This is a genomic window from Bifidobacterium sp. UTCIF-39 (assembly GCF_006408715.1).
Taxonomy (GTDB): Bacteria; Actinomycetota; Actinomycetes; order Actinomycetales; family Bifidobacteriaceae; genus Galliscardovia; species Galliscardovia tissieri.
Genome location: NZ_JEOG01000003.1, coordinates 88,570 through 106,619, shown reverse-complemented (window position 1 = coordinate 106,619; position 18,050 = coordinate 88,570). Strand labels below are relative to the sequence as shown.

Below are 18,050 nucleotides of genomic sequence, written 5' to 3'. Positions count from 1 at the left end.
GGGAATCTCACTATATGGACACTTTAGTGCTCCACCACGCCGTATCCACAGCCGTCAAATGTATGGAAATCATCCCCTCGCGGACCAGCCGGCGAACGACGATACCGACGATCGGTCCCCAGCCGCTTCTCCGCACGCAGCTGCGGCACCTCGCGCAGATCGTACGGCGTGGTCTGATACACCCAGTTCAGCCAGTTGCGCCACAGCAGATTGGCATGTGCACGCCACGCGAACAGCGGCTCCTGACTCGGATCGTCATGCGGGAAATAATTGATAGGGAACGGGACGTTCGTCAGCCCGCGCGACATATCGCGCTCATACTCCTCGGCCAACGTCCACTTGCCATACTCCCAATGCCCCAGTGCGAACACCTCGGAGAAGTCGCGGGTCGCCACCAGTCCGGGACCGCTCTCCGGCCCCCAGGTCAGCACCTGCAGATCCTCATTGGCGCGGATGTCACGCAGATCCACGTCGGCCAGACGGGAGTGCGGCTGCAGCGCGATCTCATCGAACCCATTGGTGATGAAGCAGTACTCATCCTGCAGACGCTGCGGGAACACACCGAAGATCTTCTGATTCAACACATGCTTGCGCACGCCATACCGGTGATACAGCGCACCCATCGCGCCCCAGCACAGATACATGGTGGAAAACACATGCGTGCCCGCCCAGTCGAGAATGCGGCAGAACTCATCCCAGTAGTCCACATCCTCGAACGGCATATGCTCCACGGGCGCGCCGGTGACCACCAGGCCGTCGTAGTAGTTATCCTCGAATGCGTCAAGATTCTCGTAGAACTTGAGCAGATGGTCGCGGCTCACATGCGTGGACTCATGCGTCGACGTCTTCATGAAGTCCACATCCACCTGCAACGGGGACTTGGAGATCAGACGAAGCAGCTGCGTTTCCGTCTCGATCTTCTTGGGCATCAGGTTGAGGATCACCAGACGCAGCGGTCGCACGCGCTGCTGTTCGGCGTCGGCTTTCTCCAACGCGAAGATGCGCTCTGAATCGAGTATGGCACGGGCGGGCAGCCCCTCAGGAATCTTGATAGGCATGTCATCATTATTGCAGTGCCATGTAAATCGCGCACGAGGAGTTGAATTCCGAGGCAAATTCCGGCATCGCACAACCGCACAACCGCACAACCGCACGACACCGACACCAACACCAACACCAACACCAACACCAACACCAACACCAACACCAACACCAACACCAACACCAAAGGATCGGCATATCCCATTACACACAGCAATGCGACACGCCGATGAACGCCAATCTTTCCAACATTTTTCTCACATCATACACAGCCGCCGCCCACAACGATTTGACATATTCCAGCAAAACCGTAAGCTATATTGATATTGCCAATCAAGGCCGACGCGGGGTGGAGCAGCTCGGTAGCTCGCTGGGCTCATAACCCAGAGGTCCATGGTTCAAATCCATGCCCCGCTACTAGCAAAGGCTAGGAACCACAAGGTTCCTAGCTTTTTTTGTTTCCCGGCCGACTCGCAAGCTGGGGGGTTAGGGTTATGGGGTTATTGGCCCCAGTCACCCAACGACACAGCGGAAACGAATTCCCCTGCGACGCACGCATACGTCCGACAAGCATCGGGAATGAAGCTCCGTGCTCATCGGACGCAAACATACGACTAACAAGCACCGGAGACGGTCTCCGATACCCATCGGACGTATACGCATGTCGAACAAGCACCGAGGAAGAGCCACCGTGCTCATACGGCATACATGTGCGTCCGATAGGCACCGAAACCGAGCCTCGATGCTTATCGGACACACACGTATGACAAACCGGCACCGGATCTCGAACGAAAGCCCTGAACACGCCTTCGTACCGTCAGTCGATACGGAGCGCCCCGGATGCAGCCCCAATCCTCGAGTTCTGTGCGGATTTTCGTCTCCGCGGACATCAATCTCCGAGTTCTGTGCGGTCGAGGTAAGGAATCCCGAGTATCTCCGTTGAAATTCCAACGGTCATACTCGGAATCCGTCGATGAGCACGCACAGAACTCGGAGATTGGTGTCCGCAAGGCCCCGAAATCCGCACAGAACTCGGAGATAGGGCGTCCGACGCAACGATCACGGCAACATCGCACGCGCAACACCGCGCACCATGCACACCACGCACACCGCGCAGCACCACACACAACACACACAGCACAACGCACGCATACGTCCGGCAAGCACCAGACATGGGCTCCGACCGGCCGGACGCCCAGACTACTTCGCGTACTGCGCCGGGTTCTTGTCGAAGGCAGCGGCACAACCGGCACCGCAGAAGTAGTAGGTCTTGCCGTTGTAGTCACGCTTGGCCGCGGCGGTGGCCGGATCCACGCTCATGCCGCAGATCGGGTCGGTTTCGCTACCGGCCGCGTGGGCGTGATGCATGCCGTGCATATCGCCCATATCGCCGTGCATATGCTCCGATTCGTTCTTCCTGCTGAAGAGTCCCATGATGGTTCCTTTCCTTGCATTGTTTGTTTTCCTTGCGGAAATCCTGTATGGCCGCACCCGTTCGGGATCGAACGCGCGCAACCGGTTGGCGTTGCTCACCACGGACAGCGACGAGAACGCCATGGCCGCCCCCGCGATCATCGGGTTGAGCAACATGCCGGTGAACGGATACAGCGCGCCGGCCGCGATCGGGATGCCAATACCGTTGTATCCGAACGCGAATCCCAGATTCTGCCGAATGTTGCGCATGGTGGCATGTGCCAGATCCACGGCCGTGACCACGCCGGTCAGACTGCCGTTCATCAGCGTGATGTCGGCCGATTCGATGGCCACGTCGGTACCTCCGCCAATCGCGAATCCCACATTCGCCCGCACGAGCGCCGGAGCGTCGTTGATGCCGTCACCAACCATGGCCACAACATGGCCGCCCGCCTGCAATCGGGCGATCTCATCGGCCTTGGCGTCCGGACGCACCTCGGCGATCACATGATCAACACCCACGTCGTGTGCAATGGCCCGCGCGGTGTCCTGGTTGTCGCCGGTGAGCATGACCACGTCGATGCCCCGCAGCCGCAGCGCCGCAATGGCCTGCTTCGAATCCGGCTTGACGGTGTCGGCCACGGCGATCACCGCGGCAAGCAGGCCATCCACCGCCATCAGCATCGGCGTACGCCCCTTGGCGGCATGCGCGTCAATCGCGGCGAACACATCGTCGACGGACTCCCCCGCCGCATCGGGCATGCCGACGTCATGGTCGTCCACCAGTTCCGCGTTACCGATGATCACGGTGTGCCTGCCCACGGTCGCCACAATACCGCGGCCTGGAATCGCCGTGAATTCATCGACACCATGTAATTCCTGATCGCCGCGACCATCATGATCGCCGTCAGCGCCCCCACCGACAGCGCCCCTGTCGCCGTCACGCTCGCCATCCGCCGCACGCACGATCGCAGCCGCCAACGGATGCTCCGAATTCCGTTCCGCATCCGCCGCGAGCGCCAGCAGCTCCCGTTCATGGCCATGCCATGCGCCGAACACGTCGAATCCCACGAGTTCCGGTCGGCCTTGGGTGATGGTTCCGGTTTTGTCGAGCACGACGGTATCCACGTCGGCGGCGGTTTCCAAGGCCTGTGCGGACCGGACGAGGATGCCGAGCGTGGCGGCCTTGCCGGTGGCGATGGTGATGGATAGTGGTGTGGCGAGTCCGAGTGCGCATGGACAGGCGATGACGAGCACGGAGACCGCGGAGACGAGCGCATGCACGATTTTCGGTTCTGGTCCGAATGCCCACCAGAGCGCGCATGCCCATACGGCGATGAGTACGACGGCCGGAACGAATATCGCGGAGACGCGGTCGGCGAGTCGTTGCACGGGCGCCTTGGAGCTTTGTGCGGTTTTGACGAGGTTCACGATCTGCGCAAGCACGGTGTCGGCTCCGATGCGCGTGGCGCGGTAGCGGAATGTTCCGGTGCCGTTGACCGTGGTACCGGTGACCTGGCTGCCGGCGGTTTTCTCCACGGGCATGGATTCGCCGGTGACCATGGATTCGTCCACGGTCGAGTCGCCTGAGATCACTGCGCCGTCCACTGGCAGTTTGTCGCCGGGGCGGATCACCACGATGTCGCCCACTCGCACGTCGTCGACGGGGATGTCCGTGACCGTGCCGTCGCGTTCGACGTGCGCGGTTTTGGGTTTGAGTCCGATGAGCGCGCGCACGGCTTCGCCGGTGCCGGCCCGGGCGTGCGCTTCGAGCAGCTGTCCGACAAGCATGAGCGTGATGATCGTGCCCACGGCCTCGTAGTAGGGTTCGCGCACGTCCTGCGGCAGCATGGTCGGCGCGATGGTGACGACGAGCGAGTACAGGAACGCCGCGGCGGTGCCTACGGAGACGAGCGCGTTCATTTCCGGCGCACGGTGGACGATGGCGGACCATCCGGTGGCGTAGATCGGCCGCCCAGCGTAGAGGATCACGGGCAGGATGAGCAGCAGCTGCCAGATGGGTGCCAGATGGTACAGATGGAACATGGCGGCGAGGAACACCGGCAGCGTGAAGACGGCAGCCACGATGAGTCGCATGCGCAGCGTGCGAATTTCCCGCGCCGCGTTCGCCTCCTCCTCGTTCAGGTCAGGCATCGTCGTCCCTGCCGTCGCGTCGTCTGCGGACCGCGTGGAAGAATCGTTCGGCACGTCGGCGGTATTCGCCCGTGCATCCTTATCAGGTTCGGCAGTGGGTTCGGCGTTCGGTTCCGGCGTATCCGTCGTGTGCCGCCCCGGCAGTACGCGCAGTGTGCCGTGCAGCATGTTCATGCCGCATGCGAATCCGTATTCCCCCGGTTTGTTCGGCGTGATCGTCATGGTTGTGGTACGGAACGCCGGCAACGACTGATCGACACCGAAATCGGGGAACACGACGTGCGACGAGCATTCGCCGCCTTCCTGCCGATCGAATACGAATCGCAGTGGCGTGCCGGCTTCGGCTTCGATCACGGCGGGATCGTATCCGCCTTTGACCGCGACCACGATCTCCTGCACGCCGTTGTTCATGACCGCACGCGCGGCCTTGCGCGGCGCGAGGAAGAACCAGAGCACGCCCGCGCTGACAAGTGCCGCGGCGATAAACGCCATCGCGATGATCATGTATCTTCTCCCGTCGTCTGTGTACGCCATAACCATATACCCCGTGGGGGTATAATTGCAATATCAGTTCTTCACTAAGGGGAAAATCATGACCGACCGGATCACGCCCGACGAAGCCCGCGATACGACGCCCGACTGCGGATGCCACGCTCACGCAAGCACTACGGAACCCAATCACACCGGCCATGCCCCAGAGAACGCAGGCACGGACGACGACAGTACACACGACAACGCACACAGCCGCAATGGCTACATGCAGGACCAGAAGAGGATCGTCGCCCGGCTCAGTCGCATCGAGGGACAGGTGCGAGGCATCAAGCAGATGGCGCAGAACGGCGAGTACTGTATCGACATCCTCACACAGATCTCCGCGGCGAACAGCGCGCTCAAATCCGTCGCGCTGCTATTGCTCGACGATCATCTCGACCACTGCGTCAAACAGGCCGCCGCGCAGGGCGACCAGGTGGCCGAGGACAAGCTGCAGGAGGCCAGCGCCGCCATCGCCCGTCTGGTCCGCTCCTGAATCGCGGCATCGGAATCAGACCAACACGGCCCACGTACGCCAGCACCCGCCAGCAATCACGAACCAACAGCCCCACAAACACACAGCCCCACAAACACACAAATGGCGAGCACCCATCACGGGCACCCGCCATTCATTCAGCGCATATCCGATCTCATCATCGAGACCGGCGCACGCAATCCCCCAACCCGAAGTCGAGGGCACCGATCACCAGTGGTTGGCGCCGGGGCCTTCGAACTTCACGTTGAAGCCGCGCTCGTAGTGGAGGAACATGTTGGCACCGTAACGGTCCACGTCACGGTGGGTGAACAGCATGCGGATGGCAAATGCGGTCTGGACGTCAGCCGGCAGGGCGCGGAACGCCTTGTAGGCATCCCAGCCATCCTCAGCCACGGCCTGATCGGAAACGAATGCGTAGCCGTAACCGTCCTCGTTCACATATCCGAGGAAGGGCAGATCCCAGGCGTTGTGCTCGGTGAGAGCGGCCTTGTAATCCTCCACCTTGGCCAGAGCCTCCTCGGAGATGCCGAAGGAGCGCGCCACTTCGTTCGCGGCCGCGGTCTTGCGCTCGGCATAGGCACCGTAAAGCGAGGTATCGACGACAATCTGCTTGTTGTCCGCCATAGGTCATCCTTTCTGTATGCATGCTCCCCAATGAGGCACACACATGTCACATTCACGTTAGATGTAACATGCAACATCACATCCATCGTGATTCGTTTTTCACACCCTTCGATTATCGAAGAGCTGTACAGATAACACCATACGCCCTCCATTCCTTGAATATCCAGTCGTTTCATGGAGTTGCAACGTTTTATTTTCCATCTCGTAACGACGCACGTTCTAATTGACACCGCGCACGTTCTAATTCAAAAACTAACATTAACGATGTTCATTTATGATAAGTAAAGTTATGAAACGGCTACCCGCATGCTACGAAACGACGACCAGTGCCCAAAAACAGTGAAATTTCAACGTTGAGTAACAGCAAACCCCTTACAATGGCGGTATGACTGAAACAAGTAGTACCCAAGTCACTTCAGCCGCAGCGGAGATTGCCGCTGAGGAAGCAGAGAAGAACTCCACCACCCGCAAGGGTGCGACCCGTCGGAAGGCCAAGTCCACGTCAACGACGACCAAGAAGGCCGCCGGCACCCGCAAGCATCGCAATTCCAAGTCCAAGGCCGTCGCGGCCGACACCCCTGATGCGCTGATCCCCGCACCCGTGCTCGAGATCACCGATCCGAGCCAGTTCGGACGCATCAACGTGCTCGACGTCACCCCCAATGAGGAATGCGGCGTCTACCCGGCCCGCGTCGAACTCGGCGAGCAGTTCACCGTCACCGCTCAGGTCTTCATCGAAGGCCGCGCCAAGGTGGGTGCCACCGCCGTGCTGCACACGCCGCGTGGCCGTGCCGCCGCAAGCCGCACCATGACCTGCGTGAACCCCGGTCTCGACCGCTGGACCTGCGAGATGCAGGTGGGCGAGCACTCCGACGTGCTGCCGTGGGAGGACGGCTTCGCCGCGGTCAAGCGCCAGCTGGGCAATTGGTCGCTCGTCGTGGAAGGCTGGGAGGACTCCTTCGCCACCTGGCTGCACGACGCCAAGATCAAGGTGAAGGTTCACGACTCCGACGTGGAGAACGCGCTTGACGAAGGTGCCGAACTGCTCGGACGCTGGGCCAAGACCCGCGACGCCGGCCTGAACGCCGACCAGAAGAAGGAACTGCAGGCCGCCGCCGAGACGCTGGCGAACAAGGAGCTCACCCCCGTCGAGCGCCTAGCCGCCGCCGACAATGACGAGATCGCCGCGCTGCACGAGTCCAACCCGCTGCGCGACGGCGTGAGCCCGTCCCGCCCGGTGCACCTGCTGGTGCAGCGTTCCAAGTCGACCTTCGCGGCCTGGTACCAGTTCTTCCCGCGCTCCGAAGGTGCCTACGTGGATCAGGAGACCGGCAAGATCGTGCAGGGCACGCTCAAGACCTCCGTCTCCGGACTGGAACGCGCCAAGGCCGAAGGATTCGACATCGTCTACCTGCCCCCGATCTTCCCGATCGGCGTGACTAACCGCAAGGGCCGCAACAACACGCTCGTGGCCGGCCCGGACGATCCGGGGTCGCCGTTCGGCATCGGCTCCGCTGAAGGCGGCCACGACACCGTCGATCCGCTGCTCGGCACCATGGACGACTTCAAGGCGCTCGTCGCCAAGGCCCACGAACTGGGTCTGGAGATCGCCCTTGACTTCGCCCTGCAGTGCTCCCCCGACCACCCGTGGGTCAAGGAGCACCCGAACTGGTTCCGCCACAAGCCGGACGGCACCATCGCCTTCGCCGAGAACCCGCCGAAGAAGTATCAGGACATCTACCCGATCGACTTCAACGCCGACATGGAAGGCATCGAAAAGGAAGTCGTCCGCCTGATGACCCTGTGGATCGACGCGGGCGTGACCGTCTTCCGCGTGGACAACCCGCACACCAAGCCCGTGCGCTTCTGGCAGGACGTGATCGCCACGATCACCAAGAAGCACCCCGAGGTGCTGTTCCTGGCCGAGGCATTCACCCGCCCGGGCATGATGCGCGCGCTGAGCTACGCCGGCTTCACCCAGTCCCACTGCTACTTCCCGTGGCGCAACACCAAGGAGGAGCTCGAGGAGTACCTGGGCGAGACCAACAGCGACGACGCCTTCTACCAGCACAACACGTTCTGGCCCACCACGCCGGACATCCTCACCGCCTACGTGCGCGACAACGGCATTGCCGGTCACGCCGTGCGCGCCGTGCTGGCCGCCATGGGCAGCCCGAGCTGGGGCATCTACAACGGCTTCGAACTGATCGAGAACCGTCAGCGCCCCGGATTCGAGGAGCAGATCGACAACGAGAAGTACGAGATCAAGGTACGCGACTGGTCCAAGGCCGACGAGTACGGCATCGCCGAAATGCTCACCAGCCTCAACCGCATCCGTCGCGAGCACCCGGCCACGCACAGCTACCACAACCTCACGGTCCTGCGCAGCTCCGATCCGAACATCCTCGCGTTCGCCCGCCACACGCCGGCCGAGTTCACCGGCACCGGCAAGCCGGACACGCTGATCGTGGTGGTGAACCTGGATGGTCACGACGCCCACCAGTCCCTTATCCACCTCGAGCTGGGCGACTTCGGTCTGCCCACCGACAAGGGCGTGGCACTGAAGGACGAGCTGACCGGCCGCGAGTTCACCTGGAGCTGGGACAACTTCGTGTCGCTGGCCCCGTGGGCCGACGTGGCGCACGTGCTCAGCGTCCAGTACTGATCAGCGGCCGACTGATCAACGACCGACGGTCATCGATCAACGGATTCCGATCCCTGTGATCCGACCGCGTTGATCGCCATTGACCACCAAAATGTGGGTGTCTCCCTCCGGGAAGACACCCACATTTGTCAATACGTTTGTCAATACACGTATCAATACGCAATACGCGCCGTGTACGAGTCATATACGCGTATCGCAACCCCCGCGACCCCCATTCTGCGGTATCCTTGGTTGCGGTAACACAATAATGTCAACTCATTGAAGGAGACAGACATGGCAGAGACGTTCAACGTCGTCGTCGAGATCCCGCGCGGATCCAAGAACAAGTACGAAGTGGATCACGAGACCGGTCGCGTGTTCCTGGATCGTGAGCTGTTCACGGCCATGGGCTACCCGGACGACTACGGCTACATCGACGGCACCCTGGGCGAGGACGGCGATCCGCTTGACGCCCTGGTGATGATCCCGAACTCCGTGTTCCCGGGCTGCGTGGTCGAGTGCCGCGCCGTCGGTCTGTACCACATGGTCGACGAGGCCGGTGGCGACGACAAGGTGCTGTGCGTGCCCGCCGATGTGCGTTACGACAACATCAAGGACATCGACGACGTCTCCGAGTTCCACAAGGCCGAGATCAAGCACTTCTTCGAGCAGTACAAGGCTCTGGAGCCCGGCAAGGAAGTGCTGCCCGGCGACTACTGGACCGGCGTGGACAAGGCCGAGGCCGAGATCAAGGCCGCTCGCGAGCGTCTGGCCGCTTCCGAGGAGAAGTGAGCCGTCGCATATAACGACGGCAATGTATGCGTGAACGGCAACGACATGTCATCACGCATACGCTAGCGATAGCGAACCGCAGAGGGCGCATCCCCATCGGGGTGCGCCCTCTGCTATTATCACCACTTGTAATTCGCGAGAGACAGACGAACGGCATTCATCCGAATTCAAAGCCATCCGACGGCGTTTTTCCGGTCGCGGCATCTGGCAGTTTGCTGTGTCATCGTTTCGTCAAGGCGTAGGCCCGCCAGAGGGCGGTGTCGAGGCCCATTCCGGCAGTCGGCCATAGTGTCTGGCGTCGAAATGAACCTTCAAAGGATCATCCGTGATCGTTGAGATTCTTCTTATTGCCGTTTCCGTATCCATGGACGCGTTCGCCGTCTCCATCGGCAAGGGACTGACCGTCAAACACGTCAACGGACGCCAGCGTGCATCGGTGGGATTGTGGTTCGGCGGATTCCAGGCGCTGTTCCCTCTGCTCGGCTATTTCGCGGCATCCACGTTCAGCAAGTATGTCACGGCCGTCGACCATTGGATCATCTTTGCGTTGCTCGCGCTGATCGGCGGCAACATGATTCGCGAGGCGTTTCTGGAGGACGAGGAGAACGAGCACGAGACCGCGGCATTCGATTGACGTCATATGCTGCCGCTGGCCATCGCCACGAGCATCGACGCGTTCGCCGTGGGTGTGAGTTTCGCGTTCATGCCGATCAATATTGTGTTCGCCGTGGTCGTGATCGGTGTGACGACCGGCCTGTTCTCGGCCGTCGGCCTGAGCATCGGCAATGTGTTCGGTTCCCGTTGGCAGAAGCCGGCGCAGGTGGCCGGCGGTCTGGTGCTCATTCTTATCGGTCTGAAGGTGCTGTTGGAGCATCTCGGCATGCTGCCGTGGTAATCATCATGGATCGTCGTGATTACGCGACGATCTTACGCGACTGTCACAGCGTCAGATGCGCCACGAACGCGGCCACATACACCACGTATCCCAGCAGCATGACGGGCATCACGCCCATGCCAAGCCATGAGTAGGGCGACGGCCCGTCGATCTCGTTCCACCAAGATCCGGATGCGATCACCAGCAGCACGCCCAAGGCGATAAGCGCCACGAGCACCAGCGCCGCCACCCACGCTCCGTCGTCGGGCGCGGACAGCAGATCGTGCATCAGCGAGGGAAGGAACAGCCAGCAGGACGATCCGAGAGCACATGCGGACACGATCAGTCCCGTCGACATCGACACGATGAGATGACTGCGGTCCTTACGCCACATCTGATGTCCAAACGACACGACCACGATCGTCAGAAACGCAAGGATCAGGAACCACGACCATCGTGTGAACGCCTTGTCGGAGACGGGGAAACCGTCCGAGATGTTGAACGCCACGGCGACCACGTACACGATCACGGCGAGCGCCCGGGCGAATACCGTCTGGGTGACGCCGTTCGCGAACGGCCATGCAATGACCACGGCCAGTACGGCGAGCGCGGACAGTGTTATGGATGCGATCGCGCCGGCCTGGGTGAGTGCGCCGAGGCCGCCGACGAGTCCGATCATCAGTGCGTAGGAGACGACTTGGGTAAGCACCACGGCAAGCTGTCCGCGTCGGGTCGCCTCCGACTGCATGCCGCGTACGTGCGTGCCGTCCTCTTCGTCGATCTCGCGCTTGTGGATGTCCTGGATGCCCATGAACGCTCCTCCTGCTTCGATGATTCCACTTTTACTATCGTTCATGTTCTCACCACGCCTATCCACAGAATTATTTTGAGGGGATTCGAGTGGCTCGCCGATGATTGTCGGTGGTGCCGTGTCAGGCATCATGCTCAAGTCTTAACCGATGGCTTATGCCGTTCCTAGCGGCTTTTTCCTATGCTTTCTTACTACGTTCGTCGATGGTGTCCCAAATGTTGAACCGCGTTTTCCAATTACGAACTTCTGTCTTATAAAAAGAAGAAAGTTGTTCGATAGCGAAAGTTACGGAATCGCGAGCACGCGCGATAACATCCGCTTTGTACAATGAAGGTTGTTGTTGTTCAGGCTCACATCGAAGCCAGGATCGGGGAGAGCACAGTGACGGATTTGACATTGATGACGATGGCGGAGAATCCCGCTTCCGTACTGCCGTCTCTTGCGCTGTTGTCTCATCGTGTGCGTGTGCTGCCGATGGATGCCGCTTCTCTGGTGAAGATGCCTGAGAACACGATTCTTTTTCTTGATGCGCGCGACGATCTCGCCACTGCCAAGACCCTGTGTCGTCTGATTCATGCCTCCGGCCTGTCCACGCCGATCGTGCTGGTACTTACGGAGGGCGGGTTCACCGTGGTCACTTCCCAGTGGGGTGTTTCCGATGTGGTGGTCGCCTCCGCGTCCCCTGCCGAGGTCGAGGCTCGGTTGCGACTGGTGTCCGAGCGTGGCAATTCGTTCGCGTCGGCGTCTCCCGCGCGTCAGAGCAATGAGCAGCCGCAGGAGGGGCAGATCCGTTCCGGTGATCTGGTGGTGGATACGAATGGCTACACGGCGTCGCTGCATGGTCATCCCATCGATCTGGCCTACAAGGAGTTCGAGCTGCTGAAGTATCTGGTGCAGCATCCCGGTCGTGTGTTCACCCGTGCACAGCTGTTGCAGGAGGTGTGGGGGTACGACTACTACGGCGGCACCCGTACCGTTGATGTGCATATTCGTCGTCTGCGCGCCAAGCTCGGTGGCGAGTATGAGCATCTGATCGGTACTGTGCGTAACGTGGGATATCGTTTTGACCCGCCGGAGGATGACGAGCAGGACGAGAACGCCAAGGCCGCCGCCGCGGCAGCCACCGCCCATCATGACTGATTCCGTTTCCGCTCCGATCCGTCAGCCCAAAGTCCAAAACTGAACACTCTTACTGTATTCCGTTAGTGTGATCACCCTACTTTCACTGTGGTGACGTTAGTGTGATCACACTAGTGTCACCACAGTGAAAGTAGGGAAGGTCAGGGCGTTCGGATAAACCGGATCGTATGGCACGAGAGACGAAAACCGCGCGCGTTCGGCGTATGCACGACGAATACCGTATTCTGTGCAATATGATTCCCGAGGCCGTGTGCGCGTTGCATTTCTCCAATCCTCTGGAGCTGCTTGTGGCCACCGTGCTCAGTGCGCAGACCACCGACAAGCGGGTCAATTCCGTCACCGGCGAACTGTTCGCAACCTACCCCGACGCCGAGGATTACGCCAATGCGAACATCGAGGACATCGAACGTATCATCCGACCGCTCGGCTTCTACCATGCCAAGGCCAAGCATCTGATCGGGCTCGGTCAGGCGTTGTCCGAACGTTTCGATTCGGAAGTGCCGCACACCATGGAGGAACTCGTCACGCTGCCCGGCGTGGGTCGCAAGACCGCGAACGTGGTGCTCGGCAATGCGTTCGGCATTCCCGGCTTCCCCGTGGATACGCATGTGACGCGTGTGACCGGACGGTTGCGTTGGAGGACCGACTGGAACACCAGACATCCGGATCCGGTGAAGATAGAAAAGGCGATCTGCGCCTGTTTCCCGCCGGAGGAGTGGACGAATCTCAGCCATCGGCTGATTCTGTTCGGCCGGGCCACATGTCACGCCCGCAAACCCGACTGCGCCAACTGCCCCCTGGCCGACACCTGCCCATCGGTGTCCATCTGAGCTCACGGCCCGGCACCGAGTATGCTCGTAAGCATGCGCAGAGCACAGTCGGACCAACACAATACAGCGCCAAGGGCATTCCCCCCAGTCGAAACCCCGTCGTCCCAGGAGCCGAAGCCGCTTTCCCGGCGCGCACGTCGTGAGTCGGCGCACGCATTGGCCACCGGCGGCGTCAAATCGATCATCGTCTTCCTCGTGGCGCTGTTGGTATTCGGTTGCGGCGGTTACGCGGCATATTCAATGATCGTGAACCGCTCCGCGCCCAGTCTGCCGATTCCCGGATCGGCACCCGGCGGATCGATCACGATCGGCCTGGCCTCCGCGCCCGACTCACTCGACATCCGCAAGCAGACCGGCGACGCCGTCGCGCAGGCGCTGCTCGGCAACGTCTACGAAACGGTCACCAAACGCGGCGAGGACAATACCGCCCAGCCCGGCATCGCCAAATCGTGGGACGTGTCGGACGACGGATTGTCGTACACCTTCCACATCGCCGACGGCATCACGTTCTCCAACGGCGACCAGCTCAACGCCGACGACGTGGTCTATTCACTGCAGCAGACGCTGCAGAAGCAGTATGTGGGATACGAGGATCTGGCCGGACTGGCGTCGGTGAAGGCGACCGGTAGCTCCACGGTGGTCATCAAGCTCTCCTCCCCCATGCCCGACCTGCCGTGGGTGCTGTCCGGCCGCGCGGGCATCGTGTACGACGAAACCGCGAAGGTCAACTACATGACCGGCGCGATCGGCTCCGGACCGTTCCTTGTGGAATCCTGGAAGAAGGGCGATCCGATCACACTCAAGGCCAACACCACATACTGGGGGACCAAGGCGAAGATCGGCACGGTGACACTGCGCTACTACACCGATGCCGGCAAGGCCGCCGATGATCTCAAGTCCGGCGACATCCAGGCCATCATGCCCACGGACGTGGCCAACGCGAACGCGCTCAAGACGCAGGACAACATTACCGTGGCGCAGACCGACAGCACCCGCAAGGTGGTGCTCGGATTCAACAGCTCCGCCGACTCCCTGTTCTCCGACGCCCGCGTGCGGCAGAGCGCGCGCATGGCCATCGACAAGAACGCGATTGTACAGGCCAACGGCGCCGCGGAACGACTCGGCGGACCGATCCCCAAACTCGACCCGGGATACGAGGACCTGACCGGCCTGTATCCGCTCGATCAGGCCAAGGCCAAAAGCCTGGTCAGCTACTTCCGTCTACGCACGATGAAGCTCGTCTACCCGTCATCCCTGGGCGAGCAGATCGGCCAGACAGTGAAGGACAATCTCGCGGCGGCGGGCATTCCCATCGAGGTCAGCATGGTCGACGATGCCACCTGGCAGCAGACCGTGGTGCAGGACAAGCAGTTCGATCTGACCATCTACACCATGAACGACAGTCATGACGCCGGTGACTTCGTGGCGCGCGACAACTTCCTGCAGTACACCAACGCGGAGGTGGAGAACCTGTACGCGCAGACCAGAGCCGCCACGACCGACGACGACTACGCGAACCGGCTCAAGGAATACGCGCACAAGCTCAGCGAGGACTCCCCCGCCGACTGGCTGTATGTGGAACGCCCGTGGGTGGCCTACAAGTCCACCGTCAAGGGGCTGCCCACCGCCATGGTCGACTGCTATCTGCCACTGGCCGGAGTCACGATCGAATAACGCGAATACGGAACGCACGTGGATTGATCGAGAGCCGATCATCTCCGATCAATCCACGATCAATCCTTGTCACACAGCATTTCTAAACTGGCCCGTATGACTGATAATGCTGAAGGCGCCATCAGCGCGCATCTCACCGCCCTGCCCGACCGTGTGGGCGTGGACGGTCTCGAAGACAAGTGGATGAAGGCGTGGAACGACGCCCAGACCTACAAGTTCAGAAACACCCGCGACCGCAAGGCCGTCTACTCCATCGACACCCCGCCGCCCACCGTCTCCGGCCATCTGCATGTGGGCCATGTGTTCTCCTACACCCATACCGACGTCATCGCCCGCTACAAGCGCATGCGCGGCTTCGATGTGTTCTACCCGATGGGCTGGGACGACAACGGTCTGCCCACCGAGCGTCGTGTGCAGAACTACTTCGGCGTGCGCGTGGACACGTCGCTGAAGTACGATCCCGATTTCAAGCCGCCGTTCGAAGGCACCGAGGGCAAGAAGATCCAGGCCAAGGATCAGGTGCCCTGCTCCCGTCAGAACTTCATCGAGCTGTGCGAGCGCCTCATCACCGAGGACGAGAAGCAGTTCCAGGATCTGTGGAGCACGCTCGGCCTGTCCGTGGACTGGTCGCAGACCTACCACACGATCGGCGAGCACCCGCGCCGTGTGGCCCAGAAAGCGTTCCTGCGCAATCTCGCCCGTGGCGAGGCCTACCAGAAGGACGCCCCCGGCCTGTGGGACGTGACCTTCCAGACCGCCGTGGCCCAGGCCGAGCTGGAAAGCCGTGAATACGACGGCTTCTACCACAAGATAGCCTTCCGTTTCGAGGACGGCACCCCGATCTACATCGAGACCACCCGTCCCGAGCTGCTGCCCGCCTGCGGTGCCCTGATCGCGCACCCGGACGACGAGCGCTACAAGCAGTACTTCGGCCAGTACGTGTACTCTCCGCTGTTCAAGGTCAAGGTGCCGATTCTGGCGCACAAGGCCGCCGAGATGGACAAGGGCGCCGGCATCGCCATGTGCTGCACGTTCGGTGATGTGACCGACGTCGAGTGGTGGCGCGACCTGAGCCTGCCCACCCGTTCGATCATCCAGCGCAACGGCCGTATCGTGATGAGCGTGCCGGACTGGATCGACGACGAGAACGGCAAGGCCATCTTCGAGGAGATCGAGGGCAAGACCACGTTCTCCGCCCGCAAGATCATCGTCGACCACCTGCGTGAGTCCGGCGACATGGACGGCGAGCCGAAGCCCACCAAGCGTATGACGAACTTCTACGAGAAGGGCGACAAGCCGCTCGAGATCGTCACCTCCCGCCAGTGGTACCTGAAGAACGGCGGCACCGACGAGAAGCTCAACGCCGAACTCATCGAGCGCGGCAACGAGCTCAAGTTCCACCCCGACTTCATGCACGTGCGCTACGACAACTGGGTGCACGGCCTGAACGGCGACTGGCTGATCTCCCGTCAGCGCTTCTTCGGTGTGCCGTTCCCGCTGTGGTACCCGGTGAAGGAGGATGGCTCCGCCGACTACGAGCATCCGATCACGCCGAGCGAGGACATTCTGCCGATCGATCCGACCACCGATGTGCCCGCCGGCTACACCGAGGATCAGCGTGACGTGCCCGGTGGCTTCACCGCCGAGAACGACATCATGGATACGTGGGCGACGTCGTCGCTCACCCCGCAGATCGTGACCCGCTGGGAGGAGCCCGGCGAGGAGAACAAGGCGATTCACGCCGCCACGTTCCCGATGGATCTGCGCCCGCAGGGTCAGGACATCATCCGCACCTGGCTGTTCAGCACCGTGGACCGCGCGCATCTGGAGAACCACTGCCTGCCGTGGAAGAACGCCGCGCTCTCCGGCTGGATCCTCGACCCGGATCACAAGAAGATGTCGAAGTCCAAGGGCAACGTGGTGGTTCCGAACGAGCCGCTGAAGAAGTTCGGCGCGGACGCCGTGCGCTACTGGGCCGCCGCCGCCCGCCTGGGCCTTGACGCCACGTACGACGAGGGTCAGATGAAGATCGGCCGTCGTCTGGCGATCAAGCTGCTCAACGCCACCAAGTTCGCGCTGGCAATCGGCCGCGAGGACGAGAACCATCACGTGGGCGCTCCCGCCGAGGCCACGTGGAACCCGACCGACGTGACCGAGCCGCTGGACCGTGCCGCCATGGCCAAGATGGCGTACGTGGTGCGCACCGCCACCGAGGCGATGGAATCCTACGAGCACTCCAAGGCTCTGGAGGTCATCGAAAGCTACTTCTGGCAGTTCTGCGACGACTACATCGAGCTGGTGAAGAACCGCGCCTACGGCACGCCGGATGAGCATGGCCGCACGCCGAGCGAGGCCGCCGTGCTGTCCGCGCGCACCGCGCTGGGTCTGGGTTTGGACGCGTTCGCCCGTCTGCTGGCCCCGTACCTGCCGTACGCCACGGAAGAGGTGTGGCACTGGATGCACGACGGCGAGGGCTCCGTGCACCGCGCCGCATGGCCGACGCCGGAACCGTATGTGATCGCCGCCTCTGGCGTCTCCCCCGAGACGCTGGCATGGGCCGGTCGTGCCGTGGAGCAGCTGCGCAAGATCAAGTCCGAGGCCAAGGTCTCCATGAAGACCCCGATCCTGTCCGTGGCGCTGTCCGCCGCCGCTGACGGTGTGAACGCGATCCGTTCCGCCATCGACGACATCGCGCAGGCCGGTCGTGTGGTCGGCAAGTTCGATCTGGTTGAGAAGCACGCCGAGGAGGCCGCCTCCTCCGATGACGGCTCCGACGAGACCGTGATCATCGCCGCCAGCGAGCTGGGCGAGCCCCCGGCCAAGAAGCCGAAGAACAAGTGAATCGCCGCAAGGTAATTCACGACGATGCAAACGGGCCGGCCTGACCATCTGAGCCGGCTCGCCGCAAACACGCAAACAAATAGTGGGTGTATCCATCCTTCACCGATGGATACACCCACTATTTGTTATGCAGGAATGAGTGGTTTAGTCCTGATTGCCAGACTAGCGTATTAGCTTCTCTGCAA

The 18,050-nt window shown here is 61.5% G+C and carries 11 protein-coding genes, 1 tRNA gene and 1 pseudogene; 9 read left to right on the top strand and 4 right to left on the bottom strand.

The window, feature by feature from the left end; translation table 11 throughout:
• Positions 1-23: 23 nt before the first annotated feature.
• Positions 24-1,058 carry a homoserine O-succinyltransferase gene (gene metA, locus EP30_RS02455; RefSeq protein WP_140555870.1) on the bottom strand — a complete coding sequence of 345 codons (1,035 nt, stop codon included), beginning with the start codon at positions 1,056-1,058 and terminating at the stop codon, positions 24-26.
• Between the two features lie 326 nt (positions 1,059-1,384).
• Here metA and EP30_RS02445 point away from each other — a divergent pair.
• Positions 1,385-1,458 (top strand) — tRNA-Met (locus tag EP30_RS02445).
• A 783-nt stretch (positions 1,459-2,241) separates the two neighbouring features.
• On the opposite strand, the gene EP30_RS02440 is transcribed toward EP30_RS02445, so the two are convergent.
• A complete protein-coding gene (locus EP30_RS02440) occupies positions 2,242-5,112 on the bottom strand; it encodes a heavy metal translocating P-type ATPase (protein WP_140555864.1) in 2,871 nt (956 codons plus the stop codon).
• Positions 5,113-5,365: 253 nt separating this feature from the next.
• On the opposite strand from EP30_RS02440, the gene EP30_RS02435 reads away from it, so the two are divergent.
• Positions 5,366-5,635, top strand: a complete 270-nt coding sequence (locus tag EP30_RS02435; RefSeq protein ID WP_094661774.1) for a metal-sensitive transcriptional regulator — start codon at positions 5,366-5,368, stop codon at positions 5,633-5,635.
• Between the two features lie 207 nt (positions 5,636-5,842).
• Here the strand turns inward: EP30_RS02435 and EP30_RS02430 are convergent, their stop codons facing one another.
• Positions 5,843-6,259: a glycerophosphodiester phosphodiesterase gene (locus EP30_RS02430; RefSeq protein ID WP_094661701.1), complete on the bottom strand. Its 417-nt coding sequence runs from the start codon at positions 6,257-6,259 to the stop codon at positions 5,843-5,845.
• Between the two features lie 385 nt (positions 6,260-6,644).
• On the opposite strand from EP30_RS02430, the gene EP30_RS02425 reads away from it, so the two are divergent.
• The 3 genes and pseudogenes from EP30_RS02425 to EP30_RS02415 all read left to right on the top strand — a co-directional run bounded on the left by EP30_RS02425 (position 6,645) and on the right by EP30_RS02415 (position 10,590).
• Positions 6,645-8,924, top strand: coding sequence for an alpha-1,4-glucan--maltose-1-phosphate maltosyltransferase (locus EP30_RS02425; protein ID WP_094661702.1), 2,280 nt, complete (start codon positions 6,645-6,647; stop codon positions 8,922-8,924).
• Positions 8,925-9,197: 273 nt separating this feature from the next.
• Positions 9,198-9,695, top strand: a complete 498-nt coding sequence (locus EP30_RS02420) for an inorganic diphosphatase (protein WP_093960837.1) — start codon at positions 9,198-9,200, stop codon at positions 9,693-9,695.
• A 325-nt stretch (positions 9,696-10,020) separates the two neighbouring features.
• Positions 10,021-10,590 (top strand): annotated as a pseudogene (locus tag EP30_RS02415) (manganese efflux pump MntP family protein).
• Positions 10,591-10,633: 43 nt separating this feature from the next.
• Here the strand turns inward: EP30_RS02415 and EP30_RS02410 are convergent.
• Positions 10,634-11,425 carry a hypothetical protein gene (locus EP30_RS02410; RefSeq protein ID WP_140555861.1) on the bottom strand — a complete coding sequence of 264 codons (792 nt, stop codon included), beginning with the start codon at positions 11,423-11,425 and terminating at the stop codon, positions 10,634-10,636.
• Positions 11,426-11,761: 336 nt separating this feature from the next.
• Between EP30_RS02410 and EP30_RS02405 the strand changes: the two genes are divergently transcribed.
• The 4 genes from EP30_RS02405 (at position 11,762) to valS (ending at position 17,865) form a co-directional block, all read left to right on the top strand.
• The gene (locus tag EP30_RS02405; RefSeq protein ID WP_094661704.1) at positions 11,762-12,520 is read left to right on the top strand and encodes a response regulator transcription factor; all 759 of its coding nucleotides are present in this window, start codon (positions 11,762-11,764) and stop codon (positions 12,518-12,520) included.
• A gap of 167 nt (positions 12,521-12,687) precedes the next feature.
• The gene (gene nth / locus EP30_RS02400; protein WP_169713033.1) at positions 12,688-13,350 is read left to right on the top strand and encodes an endonuclease III; all 663 of its coding nucleotides are present in this window, start codon (positions 12,688-12,690) and stop codon (positions 13,348-13,350) included.
• Between the two features lie 156 nt (positions 13,351-13,506).
• Positions 13,507-15,024, top strand: coding sequence for an ABC transporter substrate-binding protein (locus tag EP30_RS02395; RefSeq protein ID WP_181160756.1), 1,518 nt, complete (start codon positions 13,507-13,509; stop codon positions 15,022-15,024).
• Between the two features lie 96 nt (positions 15,025-15,120).
• On the top strand, positions 15,121-17,865 hold the full coding sequence (gene valS / locus EP30_RS02390) for a valine--tRNA ligase (protein ID WP_140555856.1): 2,745 nt from the start codon (positions 15,121-15,123) through the stop codon (positions 17,863-17,865).
• Positions 17,866-18,050: the final 185 nt, after the last annotated feature.

Excerpts from the sequence above, each read along its gene's own strand:
- EP30_RS02430 (WP_094661701.1), bottom strand. The coding sequence starts at position 6,259 with ATGGCGGACAACAAGCAGATTGTCGTCGATACCTCGCTTTACGGTGCC.
- valS (WP_140555856.1), top strand. The coding sequence starts at position 15,121 with ATGACTGATAATGCTGAAGGCGCCATCAGCGCGCATCTCACCGCCCTG.
- metA (WP_140555870.1), bottom strand. The coding sequence starts at position 1,058 with ATGCCTATCAAGATTCCTGAGGGGCTGCCCGCCCGTGCCATACTCGAT.
- EP30_RS02420 (WP_093960837.1), top strand. The coding sequence starts at position 9,198 with ATGGCAGAGACGTTCAACGTCGTCGTCGAGATCCCGCGCGGATCCAAG.
- nth (WP_169713033.1), top strand. The coding sequence starts at position 12,688 with ATGGCACGAGAGACGAAAACCGCGCGCGTTCGGCGTATGCACGACGAA.
- EP30_RS02425 (WP_094661702.1), top strand. The coding sequence starts at position 6,645 with ATGACTGAAACAAGTAGTACCCAAGTCACTTCAGCCGCAGCGGAGATT.
- EP30_RS02435 (WP_094661774.1), top strand. The coding sequence starts at position 5,366 with ATGCAGGACCAGAAGAGGATCGTCGCCCGGCTCAGTCGCATCGAGGGA.
- EP30_RS02410 (WP_140555861.1), bottom strand. The coding sequence starts at position 11,425 with ATGAACGATAGTAAAAGTGGAATCATCGAAGCAGGAGGAGCGTTCATG.
- EP30_RS02440 (WP_140555864.1), bottom strand. The coding sequence starts at position 5,112 with ATGATCATCGCGATGGCGTTTATCGCCGCGGCACTTGTCAGCGCGGGC.